This is a genomic window from Bacillus sp. JJ864, assembly GCF_036963045.1.
Lineage (GTDB): Bacteria > Bacillota > Bacilli > Bacillales > Bacillaceae_G > Bacillus_A > Bacillus_A pseudomycoides_C.
The window spans coordinates 1-11,232 of sequence record NZ_JBALLY010000123.1 but is presented as its reverse complement, the minus strand read 5'-3'; the positions used below and the strand labels follow the sequence as shown (position 1 = coordinate 11,232).

At 36.5% G+C, this 11,232-nt stretch carries 9 protein-coding genes; 7 read left to right on the top strand and 2 right to left on the bottom strand.

From position 1 onward, the window contains the following. The first annotated feature begins 2 nt into the window (after positions 1 to 2). The gene (locus V7024_RS18095; RefSeq protein ID WP_335522406.1) at positions 3 to 1,712 is read left to right on the top strand and encodes a peptide ABC transporter substrate-binding protein; all 1,710 of its coding nucleotides are present in this window, start codon (positions 3 to 5) and stop codon (positions 1,710 to 1,712) included. Between the two features lie 296 nt (positions 1,713 to 2,008). After that, positions 2,009 to 2,728: a class I SAM-dependent methyltransferase gene (locus tag V7024_RS18090; protein WP_335522404.1), complete on the top strand. Its 720-nt coding sequence runs from the start codon at positions 2,009 to 2,011 to the stop codon at positions 2,726 to 2,728. Positions 2,729 to 2,753: 25 nt separating this feature from the next. Here the strand turns inward: V7024_RS18090 and V7024_RS18085 are convergent, their stop codons facing one another. Beyond that, positions 2,754 to 3,104 carry a hypothetical protein gene (locus V7024_RS18085; protein ID WP_335522402.1) on the bottom strand — a complete coding sequence of 117 codons (351 nt, stop codon included), beginning with the start codon at positions 3,102 to 3,104 and terminating at the stop codon, positions 2,754 to 2,756. 175 nt (positions 3,105 to 3,279) lie between these two features. On the opposite strand from V7024_RS18085, the gene V7024_RS18080 reads away from it, so the two are divergent. From V7024_RS18080 to V7024_RS18060, 5 genes are all read left to right on the top strand, one after another. Then, positions 3,280 to 3,615, top strand: a complete 336-nt coding sequence (locus V7024_RS18080) for a hypothetical protein (protein ID WP_306201833.1) — start codon at positions 3,280 to 3,282, stop codon at positions 3,613 to 3,615. Between the two features lie 70 nt (positions 3,616 to 3,685). Then, positions 3,686 to 4,723 (top strand): DmpA family aminopeptidase, encoded by a 1,038-nt coding sequence (locus V7024_RS18075; protein ID WP_335522397.1) that lies wholly within the window; start codon positions 3,686 to 3,688, stop codon positions 4,721 to 4,723. A 319-nt stretch (positions 4,724 to 5,042) separates the two neighbouring features. Next, a complete protein-coding gene (locus tag V7024_RS18070) occupies positions 5,043 to 7,139 on the top strand; it encodes a vWA domain-containing protein (RefSeq protein WP_335522395.1) in 2,097 nt (698 codons plus the stop codon). Between the two features lie 17 nt (positions 7,140 to 7,156). Next, positions 7,157 to 10,519: a tubulin-like doman-containing protein gene (locus V7024_RS18065; RefSeq protein ID WP_335522392.1), complete on the top strand. Its 3,363-nt coding sequence runs from the start codon at positions 7,157 to 7,159 to the stop codon at positions 10,517 to 10,519. A gap of 56 nt (positions 10,520 to 10,575) precedes the next feature. Continuing rightward, positions 10,576 to 10,716 carry a phosphonate ABC transporter permease gene (locus V7024_RS18060; protein WP_335522390.1) on the top strand — a complete coding sequence of 47 codons (141 nt, stop codon included), beginning with the start codon at positions 10,576 to 10,578 and terminating at the stop codon, positions 10,714 to 10,716. Between the two features lie 41 nt (positions 10,717 to 10,757). On the opposite strand, the gene V7024_RS18055 is transcribed toward V7024_RS18060, so the two are convergent. After that, positions 10,758 to 10,901, bottom strand: a complete 144-nt coding sequence (locus V7024_RS18055) for a hypothetical protein (RefSeq protein ID WP_335522388.1) — start codon at positions 10,899 to 10,901, stop codon at positions 10,758 to 10,760. Positions 10,902 to 11,232 lie beyond the last annotated feature (331 nt).

Below are 11,232 nucleotides of genomic sequence, written 5' to 3'. Positions count from 1 at the left end.
AAATGAAAAAGATGAAAAAAATTGCAGCTGTAGTAGCACCAGTATTAGCGATGAGTGTGGCACTAACGGCATGTTCTGGGGCAGGGGACAAAAAAGCAAGTACAGATTCGAAAAATGGTGACAAAAAAACAGAGGGTAAGTTAGCGGACAAGCAAGTATTGAATTTATTAGAAACAAATGAAATTCCATCTATGGATTCTTCTAAATCAACGGATCAAGTTTCATTTATTGTGTTAAACAACGTAATGGAAGGTTTATACCGTCTTGATAAAGATAATAAGCCAACTCCAGGTGTTGCAGAATCATATAAAAAGAGCGACGATGGAAAAAAATATACATTCACGCTTCGTAAAAACGCAAAATGGTCAAACGGTGACCCTGTAACAGCAAAAGATTTCGTTTTTGCATGGCAACGTCTGTTAGATCCAAAAACGGCGGCTGAATATGCATTCATTATGTATGATGTAAAAAATGCACAGGCAATTAATGAAGGAAAAGCATCAGCAGATTCTTTAGGTGTAAAAGCTGTTGATGACTATACATTAGAGGTGGAATTAGACAATCCAGTTCCATATTTTATTCAATTAACATCATTTGCTTCATTCTATCCAGTAAATGAAAAAGTTGTAAAAGAAAAAGGCGATAAGTACGGCCTAGAAGCTGACACATTAGTGTACAACGGACCATTCTCTTTAGCTGAATGGAAGCATGAGCAAGGATGGAAATATAAGAAAAATGATCAATATTGGGATAAGCAAACTGTGAAGCTAGATGAAATTAATGTTAGCGTAGTTAAGGAGCTATCTACTCGCGTTAACTTATATGAAAGTGGCCAAGCTGACCGTGTTGTATTAGCAGCAGAATATGTTGATAAATATAAAGGGAACAAAGATGAGTTCAAAACAGAGTTAGATCCATCAACATACTTCCTACGCCTAAATCAAAAACGCGGCGGTCAAGATACACCATTGAAAAATACGAAGCTTCGTCAAGCAATTGCAAAAGGATTTGATAAAAAAGCATTAGCGAACGTTATTTTAAATGACGGCTCTAAGCCAGCAGACTTCCTTGTGCCAGCAACGCTTTCAACTGGTCCAGATAAAAAAGATTTCCGTGATTCATTCGGTGGTTCTGTTAAAGACGTAGCATATGATACAAAAGAAGCGAAAAAACTTTGGGAAGAAGCGAAGAAAGAATTAGGTAAAGACGAAATTACACTTGAATTGTTAAACTATGATACTGATAACGCGAAGAAAATCGGTGAGTACTTAAAAGAACAATTAGAGAAAAACTTACCAGGCTTAAAAGTTAACTTGAAAAACCAACCGTTTAAACAAAAATTAAAGTTAGAAACAGAGCAAGATTATGATTTCTCTTACGCTGGTTGGGGACCAGACTATCCAGATCCAATGACATTTATTGATATGTTCGAAACAACTAACTCTCATAACCAAATGGGTTACTCAAATAAAGAGTATGATGAAATCGTGAAAAAAGGTAAAAAAGAACTATTAGGTGACGTGAAAACTCGTTGGGAACAACTTGGAAAAGCTGAGAAAATCTTACTTAAAGATGCGGCAATTGCACCGTTATACCAACGTGGTAACTCTTTCTTAGTACGTCCGTACGTACATGATATCGCTTCTCATACTTTTGGCGGCGATTTCAGCTATAAATGGGCATATATCACTGAAAAAGACAACAAAAAATAAGAATCAGTTAAAAAGAGGATATAATACAGCAGTCTGCGAAAAAATCCTCATAGTATAAAAAGTGGTAGCTTTCTCGTTGAAAATGAGGAAGCTATCACTTTTTTTATGTATAAATGGTTGTACTCCTTCAAGGTAGTGGCATGAATGATTTTGAAACAACAATTTCTTAACCATTTTTCTTTGTGCACATTTTGAAGTGTGATGAATACATATGCAGTACTACAATAAAGTGAAACTTTTATCAACATGTTATCTATTTAATTCCATCGCTAAGTATAAGATAGAAGGAGATACTTATGAAACAATATTCTTATTTAGATTTCCTTGCAGCATTTGGTATTGGAAGTGCACATCCGGGAGGTTTTACATTAACAAAGCAGTTATTAGCACAGCTTTCATTAGGACCATATACAAAGTTATTGGAAATTGGGTGTGGAACGGGCAGGACAGCTTCTTATATTGTGAAACAATATGGCTCAGTGGTAAGTGCAGTTGAAATGAATGAAACGATGCTTCAAAAAGCAAGAAAGAGATGGAATCAAGATGGAGTAAATATTGAACTTATAAAAGGAAGTGTTGAGCAACTACCGTTTCACGATGAAGTATTTCATATTGTATTAGGAGAGTCTGTGCTTGCTTTTACAAATAAGAGGAAGGCGATAAATGAATGTTATCGTGTCTTACAACGCGGCGGGGCGCTGCTTGTTATTGAAATGGTAACTGAGCAACACCTACCAGTACATGAGGAAGAACAGATCGTAGCCTTATATGGAATGGAACAGCTATTAACAGAGCAGGAATGGATTTCACTCTTTCAAGAAGCGCAATTTACATCAGTGCGTGTGCTTGGAGGCGGAACGATTGCTGAAACAATCTCTTCACATGTAGAACAACCAGAGTGGGATATATCGGATATTATTTCACAAGATTTGTATGAGGCATGGACTTTGCATGAACATATTTCACAGCAATATAAGCATAGATTAGGACATCGAATTTTTATTTGTCAAAAATGAAGAAGCCAACACATGTTGGCTTTTTTTAAATGAAAAATAAAGCAGCTAATGTAATGCCAAAAATAAATCCAAAACCAAGTTCAACAGCACCAAATCCACCGCGTCCAAATCCACCGCGTCCAAATCCACCGCGTCCAAATCCGTCAAATCCAAACCCACAATTATCGCATTCTCCTAAACCGCCGCAAACATCACATCCACAGTCAGAATAGCCAAATCCGTAGTCAAATCGCTTTTTATGAACTGGTTCAATCCATACTGATTTATCCGATACATCGACAATTCTTCCAAGGTGAGTATTGCCGTCATAGTCTTCAATACGTACGACTCGTCCGTGATATCGTCGACATGTGTAATAATGTTGATGAGAACTCATAAAATTTCTCCCCTTTCTCTTTCCAATATTACGATATGAGAAAGGGACAAGAGCGGCTTGTACGTTTGTCTACAAGTTCATAATTACGATGAAAAACGGGAAGGATAGGGAAAGAATGTTTTCTAGTAATGAAAAATCCGATTGCCTGCTAGGTAAAATAAAAAGGAGAGAAAAAATGAATCGTTCAGATGCGTTTCAAACGTATGAAGTATCATGGGAGGAATTAATAGATGCACTGCGAAAAGAAATGGAGCGTCAAGTTGGAGCGGATATTATTGATAGTATTGTTTGTGATTTAAAGGATGGATTTGAAGTGTATACATATATACAGGGAGATCTTGCATTTGAGTATAAAGAAGCACTTGAACGGAAGTATGGAACGGATAGCAAAATTCCTAACCTATTAACCATCTTATTGTTAGCAACTATTTATGATACGAAAGAAAGTAATATTCGCCTTCATGCCGATCGGAAAGAAAATCCGGTTGTAGAAGTATATGTGAAACAATAAGAGTGCTTATAGATGGCACTCTCATTTTTGTTATAATAAAAAGAAAGAAAATTATGAAAAAGGTGAGAGGATGAAACGAGTCCGATTGCGTGAGCTCGGAATAAAAATTGGAAGATATGATGTTGGAAAATGGAATGCAATCACGGATGTAAAAGGTGTATTAGTTGGTCACGTTACTTTGAAGGAAGATATGCATATTCGTACTGGTGTTACAGCGATTTTACCGCACGATAGAAATATATTTCGTGAAAAAGTATTTGCTAGTTCGTATGTTATTAATGGGTTTGGAAAAACAATTGGAACCATCCAAATGCAAGAACTTGGTGTCCTTGAAAGTCCTATTATGTTGTCCAATACATTTGCGGTTGCCCCAGTATTAGAAGGGACATTGCAATATATGCTAGAGCAGGATGAAGAAATTGGTGATACAACTGGAACTGTAAATATTGTTGTTGGAGAATGTAATGATGGGTACTTACATGATATTCGAACGCTTTACGTAAAGCCAAAGCATGCAATTAAGGCTATTACGAATGCAAAGAATGGCCCTGTGGAAGAAGGATGCGTAGGAGCTGGTACGGGAATGGCTTGTTTTGGATATAAAGGCGGCATTGGTACAAGTTCACGCATGATAACTTTTACAAAAGATACATATACAGTAGGTGTTCTCGTTGTTACGAATTTTGGGAGAAAAGAAGACTTATATATTCAAAAAGAAAGTGAAGAAATAATGCCAGATGGATCTATCATGATTGTCATTGCAACGGATGCACTGTTAAGTGATAGACAACTACATCGCGTAGCGAAGCGAGCGAATTTTGGACTGGCAAAGGCAGGTTCTTACGGAGCACATGGTAGCGGGGATATCGTCATTGCTTTTTCAACAGCGCATCGCATTTCTCATCTGCCGACTACAGAAATAGTACCCTATCATTTTTTACGTGAAGACGGGGCGGAAATTTCTCATTTGTTCGCGATGACAATTGAAGCTGTGGAAGAGGCAATTTGGAACGCTTTATATATGGCGGAAACGATAGAAGGTAGAGAGAAAAGAAGACTTGAAGCAATGTCCTATAAGGATTTGAAAATCGTAGCAAAATATTTATAAATGTAGGTTTTAATAATTTAATTATGTAAACTATATTGAGCAGCATAGTGATCTTTAGTTATTACTTTCCCATATAAACTATAAAGCATAAATGTCAGTTTTTCATCACGATACAGAGATGAATATAATTATTTGAATTGTAAATGGAGTAGAGGAAGTTTGTTATTGAGATTAAAAAAATAACAAACGTCTTCTCAATAATCAGTTTACATAATAATATTATGATCTTGTTTGTTTTTCGAAATACAAGTCATATCTTGTATTTCTTCTCATAAGTTTAAACATAGGAATTTGTCTACAAAGGTGGCGAAGCTTCAACATGTATATTCGAATCATAGCCACATCTATTCTGTTTTTACTACTCGTATGTATGAATCCTTTTTCTAGTTTAGCGAAAGGAGAAGAGGGAAGGCAGCGCGCTGTTTCACTTGTGTATGATGACTCTGGAAGTATGCGTAATAATGATCGCTGGAAATATGCCAATTATGCACTGCAAAGCTTGATTGCATTATTAGATGAAAAGGATACGTTTTCTTATGTACCAATGAGTCATCCGGCAGAGGAGATATCAGTTTCTTTGGGGAATAGTAAGCGACAAGGAGAGATTGACAAGATTCAAACTTGGAATGAGCAAGCGAATACTCCTTTTCAATCGGTAGAAACGGCAATTCAATCGATGAAGAGGGAGGTTCAGGTGAATGCCAATCGAGAATTTTGGCTTATTGTTCTAACAGATGGCGCTTTTAATGAGCTAGAAAAGCAAGATGAAAGTGAGAAAAAGCGAATTTCAGAAACGTTAAGTAAGTTTAAAAAAGAAATGGAAGTAAAAAAAGTTTCTTTACATGCGGTATTAATTACAATGGAAGAAAATTTAGGAACGCAAGAGCAAATACAAATGAACATCTTTAAAGAGATTTGGAAACAACAAACGAATGGAATCGTACTACCTACAAGCGGAGAAGATGGTGTTATTCACAGTGTGAACCAAACGGCTGCATTCGTAGCGAATCGTGATCCATTTTCATCAGTAGAAGAGGCAGTGAAAACAAATATAGTAGGAAACAAAATTGAAATTACAACACCATTTCCGTTAAAACGAATTACGCTAGTTGATCAATCTTCTCAGAGAGTACCGTATCGTATTCAAAATATAAAAGGGTCAATCCAGCTACAATCAAAATTTTCGATTCAAGCACCGGAAGGAATGGGGCTATATGGTGGCATTACACATATTATGTCTAAAAATAATGGAGTAATCGAACCCGGTGCATATATAGTAGACATTGATTCGGTAGTTTCAAAGGAAAATATGAAAGTGCTTGTCGAACCAGCATTAGATTATACGATTTCCACTTATGAAAAAGAGCAGAAAAAGACAACAGAACAATTCTATGAAGGTCAAACAGTAATTATAGAAGCAAAACCAACCAATGTACCAGTAGATGCTTCATATTTTACCGCACAAATAGAAATGAATGGTCAAATGTATACGATGAAATGGAATGGAGAGCGGAAAGCCTTCTACTATGAAACAAAGATAGAAAAAGAATCGATACGTGGAAATGTGCACATGAATATAAAAGGGTTTTATCGCCAAACAAAAGGATTTTATATTCAATCTGTACCAAAACCAAAACTATCATTACAAGTTGTGACAACGAATTATACAGAAAAGGTAACAAATTTAAAGTATAGCGGACCATTTATCATACAACCGCTATTGAATGGTGAAGCAATGTCAGAAGCAGAAGTAAAGGAATTACTGAAAACAGCTACTGTTACATTTCGTAAATCTATGAACTACGAGATCAAGCAACATAGAAATCAACTGTATGTCTATCCTCGTCCTTATTACTCCAACACATTTAATTTTACAGATACCGGCACCGTAGAAGCTACCATCACATTACGAGATTCACAATCACAAAAAGTAAGTAAACAATTTGTACTTTCTATTATCGATGTCCCTTTTTTCGAGCGCTATGCGATCATTTTTCAGCTCGTTCTACCGTTTAGTATCATCTTACTCATAGTTGCAACTCTTATTATTGGATGGGTGGTTCGTCCGCGTTTTCATAGGAAGGCGCTTATATATTATGAATGGGACCAATCGATTGCGGAAGATTGGTTATACAAATCTGAACCAGAACCACTGCGGACAAAATGGTGGAATCATTATTTTGGTATTCCATTTCGAGCAGAACGGAAAACAGTACAGTCCGTTACGTTTATTGCAAAAAAAGCTTCAAAATCTATATTTGTGACGAAAGATTCGCAAGTACCAGGTATGGTGATTGATGGTATGTTTTTAACAGATGAAGAAGCAGGACGTGATCATAAAACGTTATATCCGAACGAAATGCTTGTTATTGATCGCGGTTATGGAAAAGAAGTATATAAGTATGAATGTGAATAAATAGGAAGGTGATTCACATGGATTTTCAAGTGCCAACAATTTTAATTGGACTTGGAGGAATTGGGAGTACGATTACGCATGATATTTACCGAAAGCTTCCGCTAGAGCGGCGCAAAAAAGTAGCAATGCACGTCTTTGATACAGATATTAATACGTTAAGCCACTTTCAGCATATACGTAAATTTGTGACGCAAACAAGTTCTAGTAAAACACCGCGCGAATATATAGCAGAAGATCCAACAATCCCAGACTGGTTTCCGATTGATCCAACTATACTAGATAAACCGTTAACAGAAGGTGCAGGTCAGCTTCGAGTTATTTCTCGTTTAGCACTTCGCGCGGCAATGAAGGAAGATAAACTAACATCATTTTGGCAGGAAATTGAGAAAATTTTTCCGGTCACTAGTGATAAAACAGAGTACGGTGTACGGGTCATTATTATTACATCATTAGCAGGTGGTACAGGATCCGGTATGTTTTTGCAAATCGCTCTTTATTTACGAGAAATGCTTCGAAAAAAGTTGCAACATCACAACATTTTAATTCGCGGCGCTTTCTTGCTTCCTGACGCTCTCGTAAAGACGCGCACAATAAGCGGGAAAGAATTTGAGGCAGTGCAAGCAAACGGCTATGCATCGTTAAAAGAATTACACGCTATTACATTAGGATCTACAGGACAATTATCACGCCGCGGGGGCGTTACAATTGAGTTAGAATATAGGCCTGATCAAGTGGATGAAGATGGTCGTACAAATCATACAATAATGCAACACCACTTACCATATAATTATTGCTTTTTATATGATTATGAAAATTTACATGGACATCATTTAAATAGTTTGTCCGACTATATGGAACAAATGACAAATACGATTTATTTGCAACTATTTAGTCCAATGTCAACGAGTCACTTCGCGCAGGAAGATAATCAAATTCAGCAACTCGCTGATTCAAATGGTAAAGCGCGATATTGCGGAGCGGGAGTCGCGAAACTTATTTATCCATATGAAAATGTTCTTCGTTATTGTGCTTTGAAATGGGCGGTGCAAGGGCTAGATGAATCATGGCTTCATTTAGATCGACTCTTTTTAGAGAAGAAAAGTCGGTATGAGCAAGACGTTCACCGCGGTATGCAACGTGAAAAACCAGAGCGAGGGAAGAGCCTCTTAGAGGATTTAGAACATTTAGCTACTCGTCCAGAACAAGCACATGTATTTTATAAACAGATGTACTATGAAGCACGTGAAGGGGCAGAAGGTGGAAAAATTGGTATATCAAAGGCAAAATTGTTTCTCGAGTCGGTAGAAAGTTATGTGCAGCGTACAGTGCAAAAAGATGAAGAGTTAAATCGTTTGCAGCGTGAGTGTAAAATTTCGGCTGCAAAGTTGAAAATTGCGGAGCAAATGAAAGGGGAAGTCGCACGAGTTGACCATGCGGTGCGGTTATATGCGTATGCGATCCCAAGTCGTGTACATGAGCATGTAACAACATTAGTTTATGACATAATTGAAGCAGATCGTTTTACGCCAAGTGGTTCAGAAGGACAGTCCTATCAGTTAAATACATGGTTTTTGAAGAAAACTGATCCTGTTCATCCTGTTGCGGCAAGGTATATGTTATATGAAATTCGTAAATTGTTAACTGAGAAAATGAACCGTTTGCACGAAAATAATGAGCAAAAGCGGAATCTCATTCAAAATTACGATAAAAAGTTTAATGTGAGTAATATTGAAGGAACGGTAACAGCCGTTCGCCGTGTTGAACTCACACAGCAGCAAGGGTGGATGGGAAAGGTATTTCATAATGAGCAGCGTATGTTTCGAAAAGAATTTCAAGATATCGCCACCCAATATGTACACAAGTTAAATGAGTACCGAAAAGAAATGCTATTAGAACTTGTGTATCAATCTTTATATCAAGCTGTAGATAAAATGATTCAATACTGGGAGCGTTTCTTTGATAATTTACAAGAAACCCGTGAAAACTTATTATTAGACATTCAAAAACGCAGTAAAGAATTTGAGGGGAAAACAAACCCAACAAATGTATACGTATTAGCAGATGAACGAATGCAGGAAGAAATATGGAACGACATTCATCGCCATGTAAACAATGGTGTGCTGCCAAAAGAGATATCTGCTGAAATTTATATGAGTTTATATAGAGAGTATTGCCGGGAAGCAGGGGCGGAGGAAGGGCAATCTCGAAAAGTGGAGGATTTTTATCGAAAACACATTTTAACGTATTGTGAAAAGGAGCTGCAAGAACGGTACAGAGATAAGCTAGAATTAAATATTATTGAAGCGCTTCGAAAAGAAGCTATTATTCAAAGACGTGATATGGCAGAGTATGTCAGTGAAAAAATAGAAGATTTATTGCATCTTGCAAGTCCATTTATACCGAAAGTTGCACATCATCGTGAATTGCAATATTGGGGTATTCATCCATTTGTTCAGCAAGAATTAAATGAAGAAGCGCTCCAAGAAATGTTTCAAGAAAAAGAAACCGTTGATAAAGCTTTTTCGCCGTATGAAATTGTATGTTACCGTGCGCATTACGGCTTATCCCTACAAGATTTTCCAAAATTGTCGTTCGGGCATATTGTAAATGGATATGTAAACGAGAAGGGAGACTACTTTCAAGCGTATTATCGCCGCGTAAATAAATTAAACATTCGTAAATCAAATTTAACGCCTCATCTCGATAAATATTGGCATTTGCCAGCGTTTATGCCAGATTTAAATGCAACGCAAACGAAGTTAGACTATGAGAAGTGTAATCGCGCTTTATTATATGCATATATGTATCGTTGGTTTAGCCTTACTGCGGTAGATGGTCAGTTCGTTTACCAATATAACGGAGTGGGCCGAAGTTCTCTTATTCAATCAATGGGAAAAAATGTAACGAATGAAGGGTATAAATTACACCGTGCCCTGCTTCATAATCCATTTATATATGAAAATATCATCTCTCGTTTTGAAGAAGAACAGGAAAAAGCGTTGCAGCATGGAGGACATTTGTATACACATTCATTTGTACTAGGTGCGCAAGATATAAGATGGCTTCGAAAAGAACATGTTCATAATATTTTAGACATTATCCTGATGTATGATAAGGAAGCGAAATATGACCCAACGTTAGAAGAAACTTCTGATGAGTTATTGCGATTACTTGTGGATGAAATTGAACAGTATTTTAAAGCTTATTACGGGACTGGTGCAGAATTAGCAGCTAAAAAAGAAGCAGCATTATTTGTAAAGCAACTATGGAATCGCTCACACGCAAAAGAATTTGTAGATCCAAACAGTGCACCATATAAGAAATGGTTACATCTTCTTAATATCCAAATAGAAGAGGAAGATACAAAAACGAATGTTTAAGGAAAGATAGGGAATCCTTAACTTTGGAATGTATTATTTGGAAAAGAGGGATTCTCATGCCGTTTCTTGGAAGTGTGTACCAAGTGTTTGGATTGTATGCAGAAATTTATCATGCAATGGTTTGTATGGAGAATAAAGATACTCAATCTATTGATGACAGTATTAGTAAAGATGAAAATGAGACTGTAGATGAATAATAAAGAACATGCAGGTTTACCTGCATGTTCTTTTCGTTTTCTTATAGTTTTACAACATTCTTTGATTGGGTCGCTGTTAACTTGTTTGCAAGCAAGTTGTTGTTAACATTACTACCGTTTGATGCTTTCATACATTCAAATCCTTTTTCACTTTTAAACCATTGTACTGTCCTGGTTGTTTTCATATAAACAACCTTTAAAATATTACTAAAGGTGTGTCTCTTATTTATATAAACCAAGTAAATATAAGTATATATTTAAATTTGTTATCGTTTTTACGTTAAAACGGAAGATAAGAACAGTAAATGTTCATTATCGTTTTTGAAACCTCAAAACAACGAAAGCCCTACCTCTCTTTCGTCCTTACGGCTCCGATGACCGCGCCAGTATGAATCGGGATATCCAAAAACAATGATTGGATAAATGAACCTCATCGTATACTTAGAAGTATGGGAATAAAAAGTGGTGAGAATAATTCATTTAGAGGAAAAAGAATTTTTTTAGAAGGTAATGTTC

Bases quoted from the DNA above. Each gene is read 5' to 3' on its own strand.
- V7024_RS18055 (WP_335522388.1), bottom strand. From the start codon at position 10,901: ATGAAAACAACCAGGACAGTACAATGGTTTAAAAGTGAAAAAGGATTT.
- V7024_RS18075 (WP_335522397.1), top strand. From the start codon at position 3,686: ATGAAACGAGTCCGATTGCGTGAGCTCGGAATAAAAATTGGAAGATAT.
- V7024_RS18070 (WP_335522395.1), top strand. From the start codon at position 5,043: ATGTATATTCGAATCATAGCCACATCTATTCTGTTTTTACTACTCGTA.
- V7024_RS18090 (WP_335522404.1), top strand. From the start codon at position 2,009: ATGAAACAATATTCTTATTTAGATTTCCTTGCAGCATTTGGTATTGGA.
- V7024_RS18065 (WP_335522392.1), top strand. From the start codon at position 7,157: ATGGATTTTCAAGTGCCAACAATTTTAATTGGACTTGGAGGAATTGGG.
- V7024_RS18085 (WP_335522402.1), bottom strand. From the start codon at position 3,104: ATGAGTTCTCATCAACATTATTACACATGTCGACGATATCACGGACGA.
- V7024_RS18060 (WP_335522390.1), top strand. From the start codon at position 10,576: ATGCCGTTTCTTGGAAGTGTGTACCAAGTGTTTGGATTGTATGCAGAA.
- V7024_RS18095 (WP_335522406.1), top strand. From the start codon at position 3: ATGAAAAAGATGAAAAAAATTGCAGCTGTAGTAGCACCAGTATTAGCG.
- V7024_RS18080 (WP_306201833.1), top strand. From the start codon at position 3,280: ATGAATCGTTCAGATGCGTTTCAAACGTATGAAGTATCATGGGAGGAA.